The organism is Brevundimonas sp. GW822-FHT03E11 (assembly GCF_058801445.1).
In genome coordinates, this window is the sequence record NZ_JBXANG010000011.1 from 67,186 (window position 1) to 89,533 (window position 22,348).

Consider the following 22,348-nt stretch of genomic DNA (forward strand, 5'->3'; position numbering starts at 1 on the left):
CAATTGTGTCGGTTGACGGCCATCCGCAGACGGTGTGATTTCGGACTTTCGGCGAGGGCTGAGGGCGCGGATCGGGAGAGGGCGCGATGGACTGCGACGCCATAATCGTCGGGGCGGGGCTGGCTGGACTGGTCGCTGCGAACGAACTGGTCCAGGCCGGGCGCAAGGTGGCGGTGGTGGATCAGGAGAACGCCGCCAATCTGGGCGGCCAGGCCTATTGGTCCTTCGGCGGCCTGTTTCTGGTCGACAGTCCCGAACAGCGGCGTCTGGGGGTGCGCGACAGTTTCGACCTGGCCTGGTCCGACTGGCGCGGCAGCGCCGGCTGGGACCGGCTGGACGGCGCCCTGGCCGAGGACGAATGGGCCGCCCGCTGGGGCCGGGCCTATGTCGAGTTCGCCGCCGGCGAAAAGCGCGACTGGCTGCGGCGACACGGAATCCGGCTGACGCCCATGGTGGGCTGGGCCGAGCGGGGCGACGGCCGGGCCGAGGGGCACGGCAACTCCGTCCCGCGCTTCCATGTGGCCTGGGGCACGGGCACGGGCGTCAGCGGCCCATTCGCCGCCCGCGCCCTGGAGGCCCAGGCCCAGGGTCGGCTGACCTTCCATTTCCGCAGTCGGGTGGATCAGCTGATCGTCGAGGCGGGCCGTGTGACCGGCGTGTCGGGCGTCCGCCTGGCGCCCAGCGAGGCTCCGCGGGGCGCGGCCTCCAGCCGCGAGGTCGTGGGCGATTTCACCCTGCGGGCGCCGTCGGTCCTGATCGCCACCGGCGGCATCGGCGGGAACCACGACAAGGTGCGCCGCTTCTGGCCCAAACGGCTGGGACGGCCGCCGCGGACGATGGTCACGGGCGTGCCCGCCTATGTCGACGGACGGGGGTTGGACATCGCCGAGGCGGCGGGCGCCCGGCTCGTGAACCGCGACCGGATGTGGCACTATGTCGAGGGTCTGCGGAACTGGAACCCGATCTGGCCCGGACACGGCATCCGCATCCTGCCCGGCCCCTCGTCCCTGTGGCTGGACGCCCTGGGGCGGCGGCTGCCTTTCCCCGCCCTGCCGGGCTATGACACCCTGTCCACCCTGCGCTATCTGCGCACCACGCCGGACTTGGCTGAGCACGACCATTCCTGGTTCATCCTGACCCAGTCGATCATCGAAAAGGAGTTCGCCCTCTCAGGCTCGGAGCAGAACGGCGACATCACCTCGGGCGACTGGCTGCGGGTGCTGAAGACGCGGCTGGGCAAGGGCGCCTCGCCCGAGGTCGAGGCCTTCAAGGCCAAGGGGGCGGACTTCGTGGTGGCCCAGGAGCTGGAGACCCTGGTCGCGGGCATGAACGCCCTGACCCCGACGCCCCTTTTGAAGACGGAGGCGGTGCGGCGGGTGGTGGAGGCGCGCGACGCCCAGATCGCCAATCCCTTCGCCAAGGATCTGCAGATCCAGGGCGTCCACAACGCCCGTCGCTATCTGGGCGACCGGCTAGCGCGGGTGGCCCGGCCGCACCGTCTGCTGGACCCGGCCGCCGGCCCCCTGATCGGCGTCAAGCTGAGCGTCCTGACGCGCAAGAGCCTGGGCGGGGTGCAGACGGATTTGGACAGCCGGGTGTTGCGGGGCGACGGATCGGTGTTGGAGGGTCTCTATGCTGCGGGCGAGGCGGCGGGGTTCGGCGGGGGCGGCGCCCATGGCTACAACGCCCTGGAGGGCACCTTCCTGGGCGGCTGTCTGTTCACCGGACGGGCGGCGGGACGGGCGATGGCGGAGCGGGCAGGCTGATCTAACGCAGCCGGGTCCAGGTCTGGGTGCGGCACAGAAGGGGGGCGATACAGCCCCGCACGGACAGACGATCGTTCTCGACCAGGGTCAGGGTTCCGCGCGACGCGCGCTGGCCGCTGTCCGGATCATAGAGGGGGCCGCCGGACCAGGTCGTGGGGCCGCCGGTGAATCCGTCCAGAACGCGCAGGCCCCTGAGCGGCCGGCTCCGCAAGTCCGGGTCGCGGTTGCGCACATCGGTCTGATCGGGATTGCGGCGCAGGGGGGCGGCGTCCACCACTCGGCCGCACAGGGCGGCGCCGCAGCGGTGGATTTCGACCACCCCGCCCTGGGCGGCGGTGCGCCACCGCCCCAGCAGCGGACTGTCTTGGGCCGAGGCCGGGGCGGCGGCCGCGACGCCGCCGATCAGGGTCGCGCCGGCCAGGGTCAAGGCGGCGGGCCAGGTCGGGCGACGCATCAGCCCCGGACCAGCAGGCGGTTGCGGACCTCGACCGGGATGCGGTCGTAGAGGGTCGGCCCTCCCAAGCCCAGCCGCGCCCGCGCCTGATCCAGCGGCTCGGACATCAGGGCCTCATAATCCAGGGCCGGCAGCCAGGCCGCCTTGCGCCCCCGGCGCCAGGCCTCGAAGACGGCGCGGGCGCAGGGATAGCCGGTGCGGGCCTTGGTCATTTCGACGGCGGCGCCGATGGCGATCAGACCGAAGCCCTTGCTGCCCGTCTGGGGCAGGGACAGGGCGACCACGCAGGCCTCGCCCAGCGCATCCGTGCGATAGCCCGCCAGAACGTGCCACAGATCATGGATGTCGCGCAGACGCCGGGCGTACCAGGCGTAGGGGTGGGCCGCCTCTATGTCGCTGTCGGCCACCTTGCGGCTCTCGTTCGCCAGGCCGTAGGCCGACAGATTGCGTTCGTCGATGAAGTCCAGATAGGCGCGGCCCACCGAGCCGGCGGGCATGGATTCCAGCCAGGGGCGGTCGTGCAGCCGGTCCGCCAGCTCGACCATCTTGAAGGCCTGGCGCGCGCCCTCGGGCGTCTCCAACATGCGCATATAGCCGCGCCGCACCGAGTTTCCGGCCAGGGCGTTCATGATCTCGAACACCTGGGTGGTGTCTTCCTTGTTCGCGATCAGGCGGCGCAGGGCGCGAAAGGCCCGGCCGATTTCGATCCGCCGGGGCCGCCCCAGACTGTCGCTGCGGGGGCGCGCGTCGACCAGGGCGTCGTCCATCATCAGTTCAGCCGTCACTTGCTCTCTCCGGGCGCTGAGCTTAACCAGTGCTATCTACATGGATGTAACTAACAACAATGTCAATAGAGCGCGTTCGTCGCCGTCGTCGCACCCCTGAAGAAGCCCGCCTGGAGGTTCTGGCCTGCGCGCGCGCGCGCCTTTTGGCGGGCGGGCCGGACTCGGTCACCCTGAAGGCCGTCGCCGACGACCTGGGCATGACCCACGCCAATCTGATCCACCATTTCGGTTCGGCCGAGGGGCTGCAGTCGGCCCTGATGGGGTCGATGGTGGCGGATCTGTCGAACGCCCTGGACGCCGCCATCGCCCGGCTGCGCACCGACGAGGGGGCGCCGCTGGAGCTGATCAACGCCGTCTTCGACGCCTTTGCGGAAGGCGGGGCGGGCAAGCTGGCCGCCTGGATCGTGCTGAAGGGCGACCTGACCCATCTGGAGCCGGTCCGGGCGGCTGTGAACGGTCTGGTCGAGGCCATCCGCGACAAGCTGGGCGATCCCATGACCGCCTCGCCCAAACAGCTGTCCTCGGCGGTTCTGTTCATCGCCCTCAGCGCCTTCGGCGAGGCCCTGATCGGCCCGCCTCTGCGCGACATGCTGGATCAGGACGAGGACGCCAGCCGCCAGGTGGTCGCCGGCCTGCTGCCCTATTTCCTGCTGAAGGCCGAGCGGGGGGAGTAGCCGTTCAGGCGGCTCTCCACGCCTGTTCCGCCGCCGCCTGAAGGACGGCGCCGACGGTCTGCAACAGCACGGCGGCGCCGACGGGTTTGCCCAGCACCTCGACCGCGCCGGCCGCCCGCGCCTCGGCGACCTCGGGGCGAGAGACGTTGGCGCTGACGACGATCATCGGGGGCGGACAGGGGTGTTCGGCCCGGATCGTCCGCATCGCCGTCAAACCGTCCATCACCGGCATCTGAACGTCCATCAGCACCAGGTCGAAATCCATCGACCGGCTCAGTTCGACCGCTTCCAGCCCGTTCTCGGCGCAGGTGACTTCCGCGCCCGTAGCGGCCAGAACCGCGTTCAGCACCGCCAGATTGGCGGGATTGTCGTCCACGGCCAAGATGCGGAGGGCGGCGGGCTCCGCATCGGTCGCGGCGGACCTGACCCCGGGCGTCGACAGCAGAACCGCCGGCGCGCGCAAGGTCACGCGGCTGCCGACGCCGATCGTGCTCTGGGCGGTCAGTTCGCCGCCAACGGCGCGGGCCAGGCCGTCGGCCAGAGCCAGGCCCAGACCCATGCCGCCGTGTTTCCGTGTCGCGGTGACGTCGCGCTGATGGAAGGGGCGGACGAGGGCGTCGAAACTGTCGATGTCGAAACCGCAGCCGGTGTCGGCGACGGTGAAGACCAGGGCGTCGTCTTCGTATTGGACATCCAGAGAAACTGCGCCGGTCTCGGTGAACTTCACCCCATTGGCGACCAGCTGGATCAGGATGCGCTTCAGGGCGTCGCCGTCGGCCGAAACCTGGACGTCGGCGCCCGTGTCCGGGCCGCTCAGGACGATCGGCCGGTCGCCGATCAGGTCGGCGCATTCCGTCAGCACCTCGTCGCACAGGGTCCGCACCGACAGGGGCGACGACTGGGGCGTGAAGCCTCCGCCTTCCAGCTGCGAGAAGTCCAGCAGGGTGGTGATGCGGCGCGTCACCTCGGCCCCGGCCTGGGCCACGGTCTCCAGCGCCTTGTGGGCCGCCTCGGGCAGGGCGTGTCCGCGCAGCAGTTCCAGCGGCGCCAGGACGCTGTTCAGCGGCGTGCGCAGTTCATGGCTCAGATTGGCCAGGAAGCGCGACTTGGCCGCGTCGGCGGCGGCGGCGGCGTCGCGCGCGCGGACCAGGGCTGAGACGTCGAAATTCATCAGCAGCAGGCCGCCGATCGCCCCTTCGGCGTCGCGCCAGGGTATGACCGCCCATTCGAACCACATGTCGACCAGGGCCGAGCGGACGGGCCCCTCGCTGCTCATCGCCTCTCCGGCGAGGGCGCGGGCGTAGACCTTGGGCCAATCGATCTGGGCCGGGCGCGCCCTGGCCGGCGAGTCCACCCTCTGTCCGACCATGTCCTGCGCCGGTCGGCCGTAGGTCTTTTCCCAGGCCTGGCTGACGCCGGTCGCCACCAGGTCGGCATCCGTCATGATCAAGGGCACAGGGCAATGGCGCACAAAGGCGGAGATCACGTCGCGGGCGGACCGGCGTTCCGCCTCGGCGCGCTTTTCGGCCAGGGGCGCCGCAGCCTCATAGGCGCGACGAACGGGCGCGCGCGAGACGCACAGTTGAATCAGCGGCCCTTCGGTCCCCTGGGTCTGGGCGGCGCTGACCATGACCGGAATCCGATCGCCGTTGGAGGCGAGCACATCCAGGGCCAGCTCCTCCAGCCGCCCGCCCATCGCCAGCTCCTGACGAAGCCGCGTCTGAACCATGATCCGGCTGGCGGGCGTCAGATGATCGACCAGACGGCGATCCTCGGCCTGGTCTCCGGCGTGCAGGTCCAGCAGGTCGGCCAGATAGTCGTTCAGCCACAGCAACCGACCATGGGGATCGACCAGGCCCAGGCCGCCCGGCGCCTGGCTCAACAGATCCAGCAGGACGGACGGACTTTGCATCTAGGCCGCCAGGTCCAGCGGCGGCAGGTCCAGATGGCGACGCAGGGCCGCCTCGACCAGATCGGGTTCGGTCATATGGGGACAGTGGCCCTCGGTCGGCAGGACGACCCGGCGCGCCTGGGGGATGTGGCGCTCCATCCAGTCCCCGACGAAGGTCGGCGCCAGGGCGTCGTCGCGACTGTCCAGCAACAGGGTGGGGAGAGCCAGGGCCGCAAAGGCGTCGCGGTCGTCGGCGTGGAAGGTGGTGCGGGCGAAATGGCGGGCGATGGCGGGATCGACCCGGCACACGCTGGCGCTCCAGTCGGCCTGGCCGTCTGCGGCCGAAGGGCCGAGGATCGTCGGCGCCACGACCGTCGTCCATTCGGCGATGTTCTTGTCCATCAGGGCCAGCAGATCGGCGATGTCGGCTGGGGTGAAACCGCCGCGGTAGCCTTCGGCGTCCGTATAGCGGGGCGAACCGCACACCAGGGCCAGGGACTGGAACAGGTCGGGTCGCCGGACGGCGGCGATGACGCCGATGCTGGCGCCCACCGAATGGCCGATGAAGACGACCGGACCCAGGCCGACCGCCTCGATCACCTCGATCAGGTCGTCGGCGTAGCCGCCCAGATCGGCGTGACGTTCGGGATCGAAACAGGCGCTGTCCGAGGCGCCGGCGCCGACATGGTCGAACAGGACGATGCGGGCCACGCCGTCGAACCGATCGGCGACCGATCTCCACATGCCCTGGTCGCAGCCGAAGCCGTGCGAGAACAGAAGAACCGGACCCGTGTGACCCGTGACGGCGACGTTGTTGCGGATCAGAATCGTCATGGCGTCGTCCGCTCAACTTTCATTTGCGACGACTGTCAGGCCGACCTGAGCAGTTATTTCGAAAAAACCTTAAAAATCCGCTTCTTGCGTTTCGCAACCACAGATCGGCGTTACGCGGGCTTCGTCAGTTGTCCGCGCTGGGCTCTGTGACGGCTTTTGATCGGAACGGGCGCGGGAGCCTCGTGTTGTTCACGCGACCCAGCCGAGAGGAGACGTCATGGCCGATCGTTTGACGATGCAGGACCCCCGCGACCAATACCCCCGCCCGCCCTTCCCCGAGCAGCCCCAGCCGGCGCCGGGCCTGGCGGTGGAGATGGATCCCAAGCCGGACCATGGGGAGACCAGCTATAAGGGCTCGGGCCGCTTGGCTGGGCGCAAGGCCCTGATCACCGGCGGCGATTCCGGCATCGGCCGGGCCGCCGCCATCGCCTACGCCCGGGAAGGGGCGGACGTCGCCCTGTCCTATTTACCGTCCGAAGAGAAGGACGCGGCCGAGGTGGCGCAGCTGATCGAGGCCGAAGGGCGCAAGGCCATCCGCCTGCCCGGCGACGTGACCGATGAGGCCTGGTGCCGCGACCTGGTGTCCCAGGCTGTCGAGGGCCTGGGCGGGCTGGACATCCTGGTGGTCAACGCCGGTCGCCAGCAGTACCGCGAGAGCGTCGGCGAGGTCTCGACCGAGGATTTCGACCGGACGATGAAGACCAATCTCTACGCCCTGCACTGGATCGTCCAGGCGGCGGTCCCCCACCTGCCGGCCGGGGCGGCGGTGATCACCACCGCCTCGATCCAGGCGTATGAGCCCTCGGCCATTCTGCTGGACTATGCGACGACCAAGGCGGGGATCGTCGCCTACACCAAGGCCCTGTCCAAACAGCTTTTGGAGAAGGGAATCCGCGTCAACGCCGTGGCGCCCGGCCCCTTCTGGACCGTGCTTCAGCCCTCGGGCGGCCAGCCGATGGAGAAGGTGGTCCATTTCGGCGAACAGAGCGCCTACGGCCGGCCCGGCCAGCCGGTCGAGATCGCGCCGGTCTATGTGCTTCTGGCGTCCCAGGAGGCCAGCTACGTCACCGGCGAGGTTTATGGGGTCACGGGCGGGGCGGGCATCGCCTGAGGCAGACGGCGGACCGGCCCCTGACCGGTCCGCCTGTCAGCGCCAGCCGTCCAGGATTTCGTCGACCGTCGCCGTCTCGATCTGCTGCGAGAAGCGGTCGTGATAGAGGCGCAGGAGATCGTCATGGGGCCCGTCGGCCGAGCTGCAGAGGGCGTCCTGGGCGATCACCACCCGATAGCCCAGATCGACCGCCCCCAGGACGGTCGCCAGAACGCAGACGTCGGTCTCGCCCCCGGTGACGATCAGCGTATCCACCCCGCTGCGGCTCAGGACCGCGTCCAGGTCCGAGCCCACCCAGGGCGAATAGACGTGTTTGTCGATCAGCCGGCCGGGCGGGACGAACCGCTGAAGCGGCAGGGCCAGATCGACCAGGCCGGGATCCATTCGCTCCAGGGTCATGGAGGCCCAGCGCGTCCAGTAGCGGCGCCAGGCCCCCCGCCCTTCTCCCGGGCGGGCGGCGGGGATGAAGCGGGTGAAGGCGGTCCGTTCGGGCCGGCGTTCGCACAGGCGCACGATCTGGGGCATGACCCGCTCGGCCCAGTCCAGTCGCCACGCCGTCTCCTCGACAAACATCCGCTGCATGTCGATGCACAGGTGCACCGCATTCTCCGGCACGGCGTCGCGCAGACCCTCGGCCATGGTCAGGCCGCGCCTGCCGCGCCGCTTGCGGCGTTCGGAGAGGAGGGTTCGATCTCCTCGGCGTCGGGCGGGGTCTGGGTGTTGGAGTGGTGTTCGATCCGCCCCGTCTCGACCTCTTCGCGGGCGAAGACCTCCTCCTGTCCCGCCTCCAGCAGCTGATCCTCAGGCCCGCCCAGCCCGCCCTGAGCCAGACCCGAGGCGGCCGAATCGCGGCTGTGGTCGCGGTCGCTCATCGGATCAGGCGGCCTGACGCGCCGGGGCGCCGGTGTAGCGTTCATATTCCTCGCTATAGCGGTCGGTCAGCCGCGCCTGATCCTCGCCCTTCTGCTTCAGGGTGATGAACCAGCCCTTCTCCTCCTCGTACATATGGGTCAGGACGGCGCCTTCGATATGCTCCCACTTGTCCAGCCAGGCGGTGTTGGAAGGGGCGATGTTCTCCAGCTCGGCCATCTGCGCCTTGGCGGTGGTCTGTTCCAGATAGGCGTGGGCGGCGTGCATCTTCTCGCCGGCCTGTCCCAAGGCGGGGTAGAGGACCAGCTCCTCGGCGATCGAATGGCCGTTCAGCACCAGGGCCAGGGCCTTGAGGGCCGCCTGGCGGTCGGCCGCCGACTTCACCTGGCGTCCGCGGGCGAAGGCGGCGCGGATTTCGTCGTGATGGTCCAGAACCAGCGACAGCCAGTCGCCGGGCGCGGCGGCCGCGCGCGCCTGGGCTGTGGCTTCGGCGCGGGCCTCTTGGCCGGGTTGGGGGGTTACGGCGGCCAAGGCCTTGTCGATGATGGACATTCGGGTCTCCTGCGATGCGGAGACAAGGCCGGGGATCAGCAGCCGGTTCCCAATGTCGTCTTTCCAACCTGAAGCTGACCGGGCCGCGAGGCGGGGAGGGGGACCAAGGTCGGATTGACGCGGAGGCTTTGCAGGCGTCTGATCTGCGAACTGTCGATCTTTCGGAGGTCGCCCATGAGCCTGCGGTCCCAGACCGATCACGCCAGCCTGATCCAGCAGGCGCTGGACGAGGGCGCCGGCGCGCGCTCCGCCCTGGCGGCGTCCTGGCGTCGGTCCATGACCCTCTACGGCCTCGATCCGGTGCGGGCCGGCGCGGTGGAGACGATCTCCGAACAGGCGCTGCAGGACGCCCGTCAGGCGATGGAGCCGATGACCCGCGCGGCCGAGGGGGTGCTGGACCGGCTGTTTCTGGCGGTCGGCGGGGTCGGCTGCTGCGTCCTGCTGACCAATGCCGAGGGGGTGCCGGTGGAGCGGCGCGGAGCGGCGGCGGACGACGAGACCTTTCATCGCTGGGGCCTGTGGCCGGGCGCGGTCTGGTCCGAGGCGCATGAGGGCACCAACGGCATCGGCACGGCCCTGGCCGAACACCGCCCCGTCACCATCCACCGCGACCAGCATTTCCACGCCCGCAACACCGGCCTGAGCTGCGTCACCCATCCGATCCACGACCCCTTCGGCCGGCTGGCGGGGGCGCTGGACGTCTCGTCCTGCCGGGCGGATGCGACCGAGGCCATACTGGGTCTGATCTCGGCCGCCGTGGCCGACGCCGCCCGGTCGATCGAGGCCCAGGCCTTCCGTCAGACCTTCTGCGACGCCCGCATCGTCCTGGCCGGAAGCGCGGGCGAACGGAATGCGGCGGCCCTGCTGGCCGTGGACCGCGACGATCTGGTGATCGGGGCGACGCGGGCGGCGCGCCTGTCCCTGTCGATCACCGACGAACGGATCGCCGCCCAGCTGCCGGCCTCGGACCTTCTGACGCCCGGCGCGGCCGAGGCGGACCTGTTGGAGGCGGAACGGGGCGCGGTGCGCCGGGCCCTGGCGCGCAGCGGAGGCAATGTCTCGGCCGCCGCCCGCCTGTTGGGCATCAGCCGCGCCACCCTGCACCGCAAGCTGCACCGGCTGGGTCTGAACGACGCCCAGTAACAGCCTCCTGTAATCTGTCGCAAATCTGCGACAGGTTTGCGCCGCATCATGAACCGGGCTTCTGGCGCGGCGGGCCTTGCGGACCGAGTTTGCCTCAAACGACGCCGGACAATCGGCGCCCGAGGAAACCGCAAGGAGACGCACTCGTGACCAAGCCCGAATTCGCCCGCGCCGCGACGCCCAAGTTCAAGACGCGCTATGACAACTTCATCGGCGGCCGCTGGGTCGCCCCCGTCAACGGCCGGTATTTCGAGAACACCTCCCCGGTGAACGGCCGCGTCCTGTGCGAGGTCGCACGCTCGGACGCGGCCGACGTCGAGCTGGCCCTGGACGCCGCCCACGCGGCGAAGGACGCCTGGGGCAAGACCAGCGTCGCCGAACGCGCCGTGATCCTGAACAAGATCGCCGACCGGATCGAAGCCAACCTCCAGGCCGTGGCCGAGGCCGAAACCTGGGACAACGGCAAGCCGGTGCGCGAGACTCTGGCCGCCGACATTCCGCTGGCGATCGACCACTTCCGCTATTTCGCCGGCTGCATCCGCGCCCAGGAAGGCGGGATCTCGGAACTGGACCACGATACGGTCGCCTATCACTTCCATGAACCGCTGGGCGTGGTCGGTCAGATCATCCCGTGGAACTTCCCGATCCTGATGGCCGCCTGGAAGATCGCCCCGGCCCTGGCGGCGGGCAACTGCATCGTCATGAAGCCGGCGGAACAGACCCCGGCCTCCATCCTGGTCGTCATCGAACTGATCCAGGATCTCTTGCCCGCCGGCGTGCTGAACATCGTCTCCGGCACGGGCGCCGAGGTGGGCGAACCGCTGGCCACCAACCCCCGCATCGCCAAGATCGCCTTCACCGGCTCGACCGCCGTCGGCCAGAAGATCATGGAATATGCGACCCGGAACATCATTCCGGTGACGCTGGAGCTGGGCGGCAAGTCGCCGAACATCTTCTTCAAGGACGTGATGGACGCCGACGACGCCTTCCTGGACAAGGCGCTGGAAGGCTTTGCGATGTTCGCCCTGAACCAGGGCGAGGTCTGCACCTGCCCCAGCCGCGCCCTGATCCACGAAGACGTCTATGAGGCCTTCATCGAGAAGGCCATCGCCCGGGTCGAGGCCATCGTCCAGGGCGACCCGCTGGACCCCGCCACCATGATCGGCGCCCAGGCCTCGGACCAGCAGCTGAAGAAGATCCTGAGCTATCTGAAGATCGGCCGCGAAGAGGGCGCCCAGGTCCTGACCGGGGGCGACCAGGCCCAGCTTCAGGACGATCTGGCCGGCGGCTACTACGTCAAGCCGACGGTGTTCAAAGGCACGAACGACATGCGGATCTTCCAGGAGGAAATCTTCGGTCCCGTCCTGGCCGTGACCACCTTCAAGACCTTCGAAGAGGCGATGGAGATCGCCAACGACACCGAATACGGCCTGGGCGCCGGGGTGTGGTCGCGCGACATGAACACCGCCTATCGCGCCGGCCGCGCCATCCAGGCCGGGCGGGTCTGGACCAACTGCTATCACCAGTATCCGGCCCACGCCGCCTTCGGCGGCTACAAGAAGTCGGGCATCGGCCGTGAAAACCACCGGATGATGCTGGACCACTATCAGCAGACCAAGAACCTTCTGGTCAGCTACAGCCCGAACAAGCTGGGCTTCTTCTGATCTGCATCAAGGATGGCCGGCTCCGGATCGGCCATCCTCCGATCGCTCTCTGATCCGTCTGTCCGGAGAGCGGCTCCCAGGCGGGCGGGCCGGTGTCCTGCTTCCGGTCCGCCCGTTCCCCCTTCTGATCGAGGATGAACCATGGCCAAAACCATGAAGGCCGCCGTCGTGCGCGAATTCGGCAAGCCCCTGGTGATCGAGGACGCGCCGATCCCCACCCCCGGGCCCGGCATGATCCAGGTGAAGGTCGTCGCCAGCGGCGTCTGCCACACCGACCTGCACGCCGCCGAGGGCGACTGGCCGGTCAAGCCCAATCCGCCCTTCATTCCGGGCCACGAAGGCGTCGGCTACGTCTCGGGCGTCGGCGCCGGCGTCAAACACGTCAAGGAGGGCGACCGCGTCGGGGTGCCCTGGCTCTATTCGGCCTGCGGCCATTGCAAACACTGCCTCGGCGGCTGGGAGACCCTGTGCCACGAGCAGCAGAACACCGGCTATTCGGTGAATGGCGGATTCGCCGAATATGTGGTGGCGGACCCGAACTACGTCGGCCATCTGCCGAACAACATCGGCTTTGAAGAGATCGCGCCGATCCTTTGCGCCGGCGTCACCGTCTATAAGGGGCTGAAGGTCACGGAGACCAAGCCCGGCGACTGGGTGGTGATCTCGGGCGTCGGCGGCCTGGGCCATCTGGCGGTGCAATACGCCAAGGCCATGGGGATGAACGTCGCGGCCGTCGACATCGACGACGCCAAGCTGGACCTGGCGCGGCGTCTGGGCGCCTCGGTGACGGTCAACGCCAAGACCTCCAACGACCCCGCCGCCGAGATCAAGCGTCAGACTGACGGCGGCGCCCAGGGGGTGCTGGTCACCGCCGTCTCGCCCAAGGCCTTCGAACAGGCCCTGGGCATGACGGCGCGCGGAGCCACGGTCGCCCTGAACGGCCTGCCGCCCGGAGACTTCCCCCTGTCGATCTTCGACATGGTGCTGAACGGCACGACGGTGCGCGGCTCGATCGTCGGCACCCGGCTGGACCTTCAGGAGGCGCTGGACTTCGCCGCCCAGGGCAAGGTCAAATCCACCATCGCCGTGGAGCCCCTGGACAACATCAACGACATCTTCGCCCGGATGCACAGGGGCCAGATCGAGGGCCGGATCGTCATGTCGATCTGACCGGCGGCGCAGATCAGGCGATCCGCACCTCGACCCCGCCGTCGCGCGCCGCAGCCGCGACGGCGGCGGGGGGCGGCTGGTCCGTGACGATCATGGCCACCTGGGACCAGTCCGCCGCCTGGGCGCGGCCCGCCGCCCCGAATTTGGAGGCGTCCGTCAGACAGACCGCCTTGCGCGCATTGGGCAGCACCGCCCGGGCATAGGCCGCCTCTTCGGGCTCGTGATCGAGAAAGCCGTGCGCGGCGTCCACGGCGACGATGGAGAAGAAGGCCAGGTCCGGCACGAACCGGTTGGCGTAGGCGGCGGCGTCCGCATCGAAACTGGCCCGATAGGCGGGGTTGACCGCCCCGCCCGCCAGGAAGATCCGGGCGTCCGACAGGGCCGCCAGCTCGCCCGCCGTCTCCAGACTGTTGGTCACCACCGTCAAATCGCGCACAGAGGCGATCCGGCGCGCCAGCCAGAAGACGGTGGTGCTGGAATCCAGCAGCAGGGTCATGCCTGCTTCGACCAACTCGGCCGCGTGGGCCGCGATCCGCTTCTTGGCCTCGGCGTTGATGTTCAGCCTCTGCCGCCACGGCGCCTCGGCGCGGCGATCAGGCAGGCGGACGCCGCCGTGCACCTTTCGCACCGCCCCGTCCTGCTCCAGCCGTCGGATGTCGCGGCGGATCGTCTCCTCCGACACGTCAAAGGCCGTCGCCAGATCGGCGATCGAACAGGCGCCCTGATCGGCCAGGGCGGACAATAGGGCTTCGAGCCGTGCGGACTGATTCAACGCTGTGCCTTGGGTCATGCAACTCGTGTGACATGTGGCGCCCGCATTCGTCAAAATCCACACAAAAACACAAAATGCCACAATAGTTCACATCGATGTCACAGGCCCGGCGTAGATCATTCGAAGACGGCTCAGCGCCGTCCAAACGTCAGGGGATGTCATCATGGTTCTTTCAAACACGCGCTTTTGCGCGCGCGCCCTGCTGTGCGGCGCGGCGCTCGCAGCGATCCTGCCCGCCGCCGCCTTGGCCCAGACCGCGCCGGCGCAAGGCGGGACGGCGGACGCCGCCAACCTCGCCGACATCATCGTCACCGGTTCGCGCAGCGCCACCCGCCGCGCCGAGGCCGAGCAGCGCCAGGCCGACATCGTTTCGGAGGTCATTTCCGCCGATGAACTGCTGACCATCCCGTCCACCAGCGTGGCGGCGGCGCTGAAGCGTCTGCCGGGCGTCAGCACCGTCAACGACCGCGGCACGGGCGACGCGCGCTACGTCAGCATTCGCGGCCTGGACAGCGCCCTCAACGTTTACACGATGAACGGCGTGCGCCTGGCGACCTCGGGCCGCGACAACCGCGCCGTCGCCCTGGACCTGCTGCCGCCCGACGGCCTGGACACGGTGCGGGTGGTCAAGAGCGTCACCCCGGATCTGGACGGCGACGCGGTCGGCGGCACCATCGACTTCCGCCTGCCCAGCCCCTTCGACTTCGGCGACGGCATGGCCAGCCTTTCGGTCCGCGCCAGCCGGGAAAACATCGCGGACAAGACGGCGACCGACCTGACCGGCGCCTTCTCGACCTTCCTCGATTCGGCCCGGACCCTGGGCCTCTACGGCGTGGTCTTCCATACCGAACGGACCATTACGGGCGAGCGCAACGAGAACATCAGCTACAACACCAGCTGGCGTCCGAACGGCGTCTTGCCGGATAGCGACACCGTCCTGTCGGAAGACACCCCCCTGCGGCTGGTCTCGCACGGCCTGGACCGGTTCGTGAATGACATCGACCGCACCGGCGGCAACTTCACCCTGGAATACCGCCCGACGTCGGATGACGAACTTCACCTGCGCGGCCTGTACTCCCAGTGGAAGAACGATCAGCTGCACGACTATATCGACGTCAAGACCGGTCAGGACGACAAGGGCGCCATCAACAGCTTCTCGTCCCTGATGGGCGCCGAGGTGAAGCAGGAGGACAACCGCCTGGGCGTGCTGAACCTGGGCGGGCGCCACGTCCGCAGCGCCTTCGAGCTGGACTACGACATCGCCTATACCTACGGCCGGACCGAGACGCCGAACCAGTGGTATATGGAATATGTCACCGACGGCAGCCTGCCGATCTACAGCACCCCGATCGGCTTCGACGCTTCGGACAGCAAACACCCGACCTGGGTGATGAGCGAGGCCCAGTCCTCGGCCATGCTGAACCCGGCCAATCTGAAGTTCGACTACGCCGAACTGTATCGCCGGATCTCCGAAGACTCTCAGGCCTACGCCGCCGTCAATCTGGCCTGGTCTCCGGAAGACAAGGGCGTGCTGAAGACCGTCAAGGGCGGCTTCCGCTTCCGCCGGTCGCAACGGGATTATGATCAGCAGCAGGACGTCGACAGCGGCACGCGCGACATTCCGGGTCTGGCTGGCGGCTCGCCCCTGTCGGACCACAGCGACCTGATCGCGGGCTCGATCGATCATTTCGACGACGACCACTATCGCGGCCTGACGCGCTTCGGCACGATCCTGGAGATGAACCGCGTCCTGGCCGTGCTGCAGGCCGCGCCGCGCGTGACGGACGACGAATACCCCTGGAACCTGAACGACTCCTCGGGCCGCGAGACCAGCTACAGCGGCTACGCCATGGCGGTGCTGGAACGGGGCGCCTGGTCGGCCACGGCCGGGGCGCGGGTGGAGCGGACCGACATCCACAACGAGGCCCTGGTCACGACCGAGGACGCCGTCACCGGCGTGGTCACGCGCGAGTTCGGCGGCGCCACCGGCACGACCGAGGCCAGCTACACCCAGGTCCTGCCCAGCCTGCACGTCGACTGGCGTCCGAACGCGGACTGGACCGTGCGCGCCGCCGTCTGGACCTCCTTCGCCCGTCCCAACTTCACGGACATCTCCAAGGGGATCAACATCGAGTCCAACGGCCCGCGGATCGTCTCCATCTCCAAGGGCAACCCCGATCTGAAGCCGGCCGAGGCCCTGAACTTCGATCTGGGCGTCCAGTACGCCGGCGAACAAGGCTTCCTGTCGGTCGGCCTGTTCCGCAAGGAGATCGACAACTTCATCTATCAGTCGGCGGGCTCGCAGGTGATGGTCGGCGCCGACGGCGTGCCGATCACCACCTCGGCCAACGGCAAGGACGCCACCATCTGGGGCGTCGAGCTTGCAGGGCGCCGCGACCTGATCGCCGGCTTCTCAGCCTGGGCCAACTACACCTACCAGCCCAGCAAGGCCGATCCCGGCATCGCCTGGCGCGAAGGCGTCGAGGTGGGCCTGCCGAATGCGCCCAAGGTCCTGGGCAACGTCGGCCTGAGCTACAAGCGCGACCGGTTCGACGCCGACCTGGGCTACAGCTATCGCGGCCGCTACATCGCCACCCTGCGCGCCAATGCGCTGGATGAATACATCCAGCCCCAGGCAACGCTGGACTTCGGCGCGCGTCTGCAACTGACCGACCAGCTGGTGCTCAGCGCCTATGGCGAGAACCTGACGGGCGAGGCCGGCTACTGGGCCACGCGCGGCAAGTCGGAACGCTACACCATCGGCTATCAGACCGCGCCGCGCATGCTGGGTCTGGGTCTGACCTGGCGTCACTGAGGGGCTTGGTCCTCACCGTCGCAAACCTGTCGCCCGCGCCGGTCATAAGATCGGCGCGGGCCTTGTTCGGAAACATCTGATGTCTGTCGATCGGCGATCTCTTCTGGCGGGCGGCCTCGCCGGCGGCCTGGGCGCGGCCTTGGCGGCGGGGCTTCCGGCCTCATTGGCGCGGGCCCTGTCCATTCCGGCCGACGTCCGCAAGGGCACGATCGAGGACGTGGCCCATGTGGTGATCCTGATGCAGGAGAACCGCAGCTTCGACCACTATTTCGGCGCCCTGGCCGGGGTGCGGGGCTTCGGCGATCCCCATCCCATTCCCGTCGCGTCCGGCCCCGACGGCGCCCCGCGCGACGTCTGGACCCAGGTGGACCGCACGGTCCAGCCCGCCGCCGAGGTCGGTCCCTTCCACCTGGCGACGACCGCCGACTTCGACCTGATGCGGATGGAGGGGACGCCCCACCACTGGCCCGACGCCCAGGCGGCCTGGGACCAGGGGCGTATGGCCCATTGGCCCGAGGCCAAGACCCAGCGCGCACTGGGCTATTATCGGCGCGAGGACATCCCGTTCCAATACGCCATGGCTGAGGCCTTCACCCTGTGCGACGCCTATCACTGCTCGGTCCAGACGGGGACCAACACCAACCGCCTGTTCCTGTTCAGCGGGACGAACGACCCGCACGGCCGCGCCGGCGGCCCGGTCATCGACAATGTCGACGACGATCTGAACAAGCCCGACGCCGACCAGCCCCGCTATGACTGGACCACCTATGCCGAGCGGCTTCAGGCGGCGGGGATCGACTGGCGCCACTATCAGAATCTGGCCGACAATTTCGGCGACAACCCGGTCCAGAACTTCATGGCCTATCGCCGCGCCTGGCGTGGCGAGCCGGGTTCGGACCCGGCGCTGAAGGAACGGGCCCTGTCCACCCGCGACCTGGATCAGCTGAAGGCCGACGTCCTGGCCGGCCGCCTGCCGCAGGTGTCGTGGATCATCGGCACGGCCGAGGGGTCCGAACACCCCGGCCCGTCCAGCCCGGCCCAGGGGGCGGACTATATGTCTCGCGTCATCGACGCCCTGACCGCCGATCCCGCCGTCTGGGCGCGGACGGTGCTGTTCATCAACTTCGATGAGAACGACGGCTTCTTCGACCACGTCCCGCCGCCCGCCCCGCCGTCGCCCGACGCCGATGCGCCCGGCGGTTTCGCCGGCGCCTCCACCGTCTCGACCGAGGGGGAATACCACCGCCTGCCGGCGCCCGGCGCCGACGGGGACGAGGCCCAGTTCCGGGGGCGGCCCTACGGCCTGGGGCCGCGGGTGCCCATGTATGTGCTGTCGCCCTGGTCGCGCGGCGGTTTCGTCCATTCGGAGGTGGCCGACCACACCTCGGTGATCCGGTTCCTGGAGCGTCGCTTCGGGGTGATGGAGCCCAACATCTCGCCCTGGCGACGGGCGGTGTGCAGCGACCTGACGACCGCCTTCGACTTCGCCACGCCGAACCAGACGCCTTTCGTCGATCACCTGCCCGAGACCGCAGAGGTCCGGGCGCGGGCGGCCGCCATTCCCGAACAGCCGTCGCCGACCGCTCCGGTCCGGCCGGCGCGCCCGGTGCAGGAGCCGGGCCAGAGGCCCATGCGCCCGCATCGCTATCGGCTTCAGGCCCATTGCGACGTCGATGCGGCGGCGGCGCGCGCGGAACTCACCTTCGTGTCGCAGGGGGATCTGGCCGCGGTCTTCCATGTCTATGACCGGTTGCACCTGGATCGGCTGCCCCGGCGCTACACGGTGGGGGCGGGCGGACGGTTGACGGGCGCCTGGGACCTGTCGGCCGACGGCGGACGCTACGACCTGTGGGTGTTGGGACCGGCTGGCTTCCACGCCCATTTCGTCGGCTGAGGTTCTCAACCGACGCGCGCCGCTTTCCGGTTGGGGGCGGTCCTAACTCAGGCGGGAAAACACGGCGCCCGGGCCGATCGGCGCCCGGCTGACCACCGCGGCCCCGCCGCTGGAGGCGCGCCTCAGCAGGAGCAAGTCGTCGCTCCGGTTCGATTCGGCGGGGCGGGGCGCTTCGGTCAAGGTCTCGTCGGCCAGGTTGAAGGCGAAGGCCGCCCCACCCAAGGGGCTGGGCGTCAGGGCCAGGGTTCCGCCGTGGGCCTCCACCAGGGTGCGGCAGATCGACAAACCCAGGCCCATGCCGCCGGGCTTGCTGCTGGCCAGGGGCTCGAACAATTTGCCGGCCATGTCAGGGGCGACGCCGGGGCCGTTGTCGGCGACCGACAGCTGGTAGCCGCCGTCGACCGGGCCGCCCGCAATCTCAATGCGGCGGCGCTTGCCGTTCTCCGGGGCGTCGAGCGCATTGCGGATCAGATTGATCAGGACCTGCTGAATCTGCACGCGGTCGCACCAGGCCGTATCCGCCGGGTCCAGCCGCACCTGTATGTCCGCCCTCGTCCCCCTGCGTGCATCCTGAGGATCGGCAGGATTTCCTTGACCACCTCCGACACATTTTCCCGAACCCGAGGACCGGATTCGTGACGCATCATCTGGCGCAGGCGGCGAATGATGGCTGTCGCCCGGTCGATCTGGCCCTTGGCGGCGATCAGCGCCTGAGGGAGGTCGTCCGCAGCCTCCGGCCGGGCCTCAGCCATCCGCCGGGCCGCCTCCAGAAAGTTCGCGGCGGCGGACAGGGGTTGGCTCAGATCATGGGCCGCCATCGAGGCCACTTCGCCCAGCGAGTTCAGCCGCCAATTGTACATGATCTGAAGCCGCAGATCCTGGACGGCGGTCTCGGCGGCGACCCGGGCGGACACGTCCTGAATGAACAGGGTGGCGCAGTCGCAGGTCTTGTGGGTGAAGCGGGTGGCCTGGATCTCGACGAAGGCGTCTTCGCCGTCGGCGCGACGCGCTTGCCAGATGGGGGCCTGGCCCGACGGATCGCGGCGGCCATTGAAGGCCTGGGCCGCCTCGGGGGTGGCGACGTCGTCCAGATTAAAGCCTTCAAACAGGGCGTCGATGCTCAGGGACGGATCGTCCAAAACGGCGCCGAACAGCTGTTGAGCCGCCGGATTATGGTTGCGGACACGGCCGGTCCGATCGACGGCCACGATCGCCATCGGCGCGCCGACAAAGACGCTGCTCGCCAGCGAATCTTCCAACAGCTTTCCTCCTCCTTCGACGCCGGCCCGCTTCTCGATGGTCGAGTCCTGGTCACCATTGAGAATAGATGCCTTGCGTCTCTGTGCAATGGATTACGACCTTGGTCGATGATCGGATTACTGATGAGAATCAGACGCAGACTTATTGACGTTTGCGGCCTTTTGGTCCCGCGGTATCTTTCGCTCGGCAAGAGCATGATCGTTTCGGACGGAACCGCTTCGCGGTTCCGACAGAAGCGTGAATCATGCTCTCGCTTTAATCTGGAGCCTGATTCACCGTTTCAGCGGAACCGCGAAGCGGTTCCTCCTCAACGGATCAGGCTCTAGGAGCGAGGCGGTCGGCGCCGCCGAAGGCCGTCCGTCCGCTACCTGGGTCTATGGCGAACACTCAGGGCTGCATGGTTAGCCTTGCACGATCAGGGCGCGGCCCAGCCTCTTTGCGCGGTTTTCAGTATAGTTGCTGCGCTAAGTACAACCCCCTAACCCAGGGTTGAAGCCGGTTTAACCATGCAAGCTAATGATGCTTCTGGTTGTGTGGCTAAGGCTGCGGAAGGGGACTGAGATGACTGTTACTATTTCGACCAAGAGGGGGCGTTGCGCGCCCCCGGCGAGGTCTGACCTGACCGCACTTCGCCCCTTCTTCAATTTTCAGGACGCCCCATGGCCGGTCGCGTCCCTCGCCCACCCCTAACCGGCCATTGCGGAGAGAGATCATGCGTTTCACCATAAAGGCCAAGCTGGCCGTAACCTTCGGCCTGTTGATCCTGGCCCTCGTCGGCATCGTCGCCCTGTCGATCAGCCGACTGGGGACGTTAAACCAATCCATCACCGAACTGATCGAGGGGCCGGCGGCGCAGCTGAGCCGCGCCCAGAGTGTGGACGCCGAGTTCGGCGGCGTGGTGCGGCGCGAACGCGGCATGGTGCTGGCGACCGACCCCGCACAGGTCCGGACCTTTTCGGAAGAGGCGAAACAGGCTGCAGGACGCCTTGAAGATCAGCTGAACCAGGCCCTCGCCGCCGCCTCGCCCGAGGCCAAGGGCGACTGGACCAAGCTGGCCGACACCTGGGCCCAGTACAAGCTGATCAGCAACGAGGTTCATCGTCTGGCCCTGGCGAACGACAAGGCCGGCGCCGGCGCCCTGATGCTGAACGAGGCCCGGACCTTGGCGGCCGAACTGGAGAAGTCCACCCACCGCATCGTTGAAATCGACAGGGAGAAGATGAAGGAGGCCGAGGCGGCCACCACAACCGTCTTCGAAAACGCCCGAACCGGCCTGATCATCACCGCCGTTGCGGCGGTTCTGGTGGCCCTGGGCGGCTGCACCCTGGTGTCCTTCGTCATCAAGCGGGGTCTGCATCGCGCCAATGAGGCGGTCCGCGCCGTGGCCGAGGGGGATCTGACCAGGACGGTCGCCGTCACCACCCGCGATGAGATCGGCGACATGCTGGGCAATCTGAACACCATGATCGAACGGCTGCGCGGCGTGGTGTCCGACGCCCTGTCGGCCGCCGACAATGTGTCGTCCGGCAGCCAGGAACTGTCTTCGACGTCCGAACAGATGAGCCAGGGCGCCACAGAACAGGCGGCGGCGGCGGAACAGGTCTCCTCTTCGATGGAGCAGATGGCCGCCAACATCAAACAGAACGCCGACAACGCCGCCCAGACCGAGAAGATCTCGCGCCAGTCGGCCAAGGACGCTGAGGCCAGCGGCGAGGCGGTCAACCGCGCCGTGGACGCCATGCGCACCATCGCCGACAAGATCGGCATCGTGCAGGAGATCGCGCGTCAGACCGACCTGCTGGCCCTGAACGCCGCGGTCGAGGCCGCCCGCGCCGGGGAGCACGGCAAGGGCTTCGCGGTCGTCGCCTCCGAGGTCCGCAAACTGGCCGAACGCAGCCAGACGGCCGCCGCTGAAATCGGCACCGTCTCATGCGACACGGTCAAGGCCGCTCAGGAAGCCGGCGACATGCTGCAGCGTCTGGTGCCGGACATCCGCAAGACCGCCGAACTGGTCTCGGAAATCAGCGCCGCCTGCCGTGAACAGGACATCGGGGCCAACCAGATCAATGAGGCGGTCCAGCAGCTGGACAAGGTGACCCAGCAGAACGCCGGGGCCTCGGAAGAGATGTCGGCGACCTCGGAAGAACTGGCGGCCCAGGCCGAAGAGCTTCAGACCTCCATCGCCTTCTTCCGCACCGACGCCTCGGGCGAAGGGCGTTCGGCGCCGCGCGCCTCAGCCTCGCCGCGCCACCGTGCGACGGGCGCCAGGGTCACCGTGCTCAGCTCCGCGGCCCGATCGACGTCGGCCCCGGCTTCGGCAAAATCCCCGGTCCACGCCCAGCAGGCCCGAGCCCAGGGTTTCGCCCTGGACATGACGGTCGGCGGCGCTGACGCCGAGGACATGGACTTCCGGGAGAGCGCCTGATGTCCGGCCAAGCGGAAAGAAAGACCTCGGCCGACAGCCCCGTGAGCGGCGCCTTCGCCGGCCAGTACGTCAGCTTCGGCCTGGGCGAGGAGGTCTTCGCCGCCCCGGTCGGGCTGGTGCGGGAGATCCTGACCTATCAGCCCCCGTCGCGCATCCCCAACAGTCCCGCCTATCTGATGGGTCTGACCGACGTGCGCGGCCAGGGCGTTCCCACGGCGGATCTGCGGATCCGCCTGGGGATGGCGCCGGTCGAACCGACCCTGAACAC

Annotated in this window: 20 protein-coding genes; 10 read left to right on the top strand and 10 right to left on the bottom strand. The window is 68.5% G+C overall.

The genetic code is table 11. From position 1 onward, the window contains the following. Positions 1–86: 86 nt before the first annotated feature. Entirely contained in the window at positions 87–1,766 is a 1,680-nt protein-coding gene (locus tag AC1RKE_RS14810; protein WP_395942033.1) for an FAD-binding dehydrogenase, read from the top strand. A gap of 1 nt (position 1,767) precedes the next feature. Here the strand turns inward: AC1RKE_RS14810 and AC1RKE_RS14815 are convergent, their stop codons facing one another. Next, positions 1,768–2,220, bottom strand: coding sequence for a DUF2147 domain-containing protein (locus tag AC1RKE_RS14815; RefSeq protein WP_348684972.1), 453 nt, complete (start codon positions 2,218–2,220; stop codon positions 1,768–1,770). Then, positions 2,220–3,005 (bottom strand): Coq4 family protein, encoded by a 786-nt coding sequence (locus tag AC1RKE_RS14820; protein WP_348684970.1) that lies wholly within the window; start codon positions 3,003–3,005, stop codon positions 2,220–2,222. Before AC1RKE_RS14820 ends, AC1RKE_RS14815 begins: the two co-directional genes overlap by 1 nt. 59 nt (positions 3,006–3,064) lie before the next feature. Between AC1RKE_RS14820 and AC1RKE_RS14825 the strand changes: the two genes are divergently transcribed. After that, positions 3,065–3,679 carry a TetR/AcrR family transcriptional regulator gene (locus AC1RKE_RS14825; RefSeq protein WP_182714134.1) on the top strand — a complete coding sequence of 205 codons (615 nt, stop codon included), beginning with the start codon at positions 3,065–3,067 and terminating at the stop codon, positions 3,677–3,679. Positions 3,680–3,683: 4 nt separating this feature from the next. Here the strand turns inward: AC1RKE_RS14825 and AC1RKE_RS14830 are convergent, their stop codons facing one another. Beyond that, a complete protein-coding gene (locus AC1RKE_RS14830) occupies positions 3,684–5,591 on the bottom strand; it encodes a response regulator (protein WP_395942034.1) in 1,908 nt (635 codons plus the stop codon). Then, positions 5,592–6,404 carry an alpha/beta fold hydrolase gene (locus tag AC1RKE_RS14835; RefSeq protein ID WP_348684423.1) on the bottom strand — a complete coding sequence of 271 codons (813 nt, stop codon included), beginning with the start codon at positions 6,402–6,404 and terminating at the stop codon, positions 5,592–5,594. It lies immediately after the preceding gene. 217 nt (positions 6,405–6,621) lie between these two features. Here AC1RKE_RS14835 and AC1RKE_RS14840 point away from each other — a divergent pair, with 217 nt between their 5' ends. Further along, complete coding sequence (locus AC1RKE_RS14840) at positions 6,622–7,515, top strand: SDR family oxidoreductase (RefSeq protein WP_348684424.1); 894 nt, start codon at positions 6,622–6,624, stop codon at positions 7,513–7,515. A gap of 36 nt (positions 7,516–7,551) precedes the next feature. Here the strand turns inward: AC1RKE_RS14840 and AC1RKE_RS14845 are convergent, their stop codons facing one another. The 3 genes from AC1RKE_RS14845 to AC1RKE_RS14855 are packed head-to-tail and all read right to left on the bottom strand — an operon-like array spanning position 7,552 to position 8,937. Next, positions 7,552–8,154 carry a cysteine hydrolase family protein gene (locus tag AC1RKE_RS14845; RefSeq protein WP_348684425.1) on the bottom strand — a complete coding sequence of 201 codons (603 nt, stop codon included), beginning with the start codon at positions 8,152–8,154 and terminating at the stop codon, positions 7,552–7,554. A gap of 2 nt (positions 8,155–8,156) precedes the next feature. Then, positions 8,157–8,387, bottom strand: a complete 231-nt coding sequence (locus AC1RKE_RS14850) for a hypothetical protein (RefSeq protein WP_348684426.1) — start codon at positions 8,385–8,387, stop codon at positions 8,157–8,159. Positions 8,388–8,391: 4 nt separating this feature from the next. Next, entirely contained in the window at positions 8,392–8,937 is a 546-nt protein-coding gene (locus AC1RKE_RS14855; RefSeq protein WP_152949574.1) for a hemerythrin domain-containing protein, read from the bottom strand. Between the two features lie 174 nt (positions 8,938–9,111). Here AC1RKE_RS14855 and AC1RKE_RS14860 point away from each other — a divergent pair, with 174 nt between their 5' ends. The 3 genes from AC1RKE_RS14860 (at position 9,112) to adhP (ending at position 12,914) form a co-directional block, all read left to right on the top strand. Next, positions 9,112–10,080, top strand: coding sequence for a GAF domain-containing protein (locus AC1RKE_RS14860; RefSeq protein WP_333896985.1), 969 nt, complete (start codon positions 9,112–9,114; stop codon positions 10,078–10,080). A 146-nt stretch (positions 10,081–10,226) separates the two neighbouring features. After that, positions 10,227–11,744, top strand: a complete 1,518-nt coding sequence (gene exaC / locus AC1RKE_RS14865; RefSeq protein WP_492897360.1) for an acetaldehyde dehydrogenase ExaC — start codon at positions 10,227–10,229, stop codon at positions 11,742–11,744. A 141-nt stretch (positions 11,745–11,885) separates the two neighbouring features. Continuing rightward, positions 11,886–12,914: an alcohol dehydrogenase AdhP gene (adhP, locus tag AC1RKE_RS14870; RefSeq protein WP_348683571.1), complete on the top strand. Its 1,029-nt coding sequence runs from the start codon at positions 11,886–11,888 to the stop codon at positions 12,912–12,914. Positions 12,915–12,927: 13 nt separating this feature from the next. Here the strand turns inward: adhP and AC1RKE_RS14875 are convergent, their stop codons facing one another. Then, complete coding sequence (locus tag AC1RKE_RS14875; protein ID WP_348683573.1) at positions 12,928–13,704, bottom strand: DeoR/GlpR family DNA-binding transcription regulator; 777 nt, start codon at positions 13,702–13,704, stop codon at positions 12,928–12,930. A gap of 145 nt (positions 13,705–13,849) precedes the next feature. Between AC1RKE_RS14875 and AC1RKE_RS14880 the strand changes: the two genes are divergently transcribed. Beyond that, complete coding sequence (locus AC1RKE_RS14880) at positions 13,850–16,501, top strand: TonB-dependent receptor (RefSeq protein WP_348683575.1); 2,652 nt, start codon at positions 13,850–13,852, stop codon at positions 16,499–16,501. 79 nt (positions 16,502–16,580) lie between these two features. Next, positions 16,581–18,395, top strand: a complete 1,815-nt coding sequence (locus tag AC1RKE_RS14885) for a phosphocholine-specific phospholipase C (RefSeq protein ID WP_287396758.1) — start codon at positions 16,581–16,583, stop codon at positions 18,393–18,395. A 42-nt stretch (positions 18,396–18,437) separates the two neighbouring features. On the opposite strand, the gene AC1RKE_RS14890 is transcribed toward AC1RKE_RS14885, so the two are convergent. After that, positions 18,438–18,893 (bottom strand): sensor histidine kinase, encoded by a 456-nt coding sequence (locus AC1RKE_RS14890; protein ID WP_348683577.1) that lies wholly within the window; start codon positions 18,891–18,893, stop codon positions 18,438–18,440. Then, positions 18,872–19,654 (bottom strand): histidine kinase dimerization/phospho-acceptor domain-containing protein, encoded by a 783-nt coding sequence (locus AC1RKE_RS14895; RefSeq protein ID WP_348683578.1) that lies wholly within the window; start codon positions 19,652–19,654, stop codon positions 18,872–18,874. The genes AC1RKE_RS14890 and AC1RKE_RS14895 overlap by 22 nt, the downstream gene beginning before the upstream one ends. 713 nt (positions 19,655–20,367) lie before the next feature. Here AC1RKE_RS14895 and AC1RKE_RS14900 point away from each other — a divergent pair. Together AC1RKE_RS14900 and AC1RKE_RS14905 are read left to right on the top strand one after the other, a co-directional pair. Beyond that, positions 20,368–22,080: a methyl-accepting chemotaxis protein gene (locus tag AC1RKE_RS14900; RefSeq protein WP_152949580.1), complete on the top strand. Its 1,713-nt coding sequence runs from the start codon at positions 20,368–20,370 to the stop codon at positions 22,078–22,080. Beyond that, positions 22,080–22,348: chemotaxis protein CheW (locus AC1RKE_RS14905; protein WP_492897364.1), on the top strand; the 269-nt coding region annotated here is incomplete at its 3' end. The genes AC1RKE_RS14900 and AC1RKE_RS14905, both read left to right, overlap by 1 nt.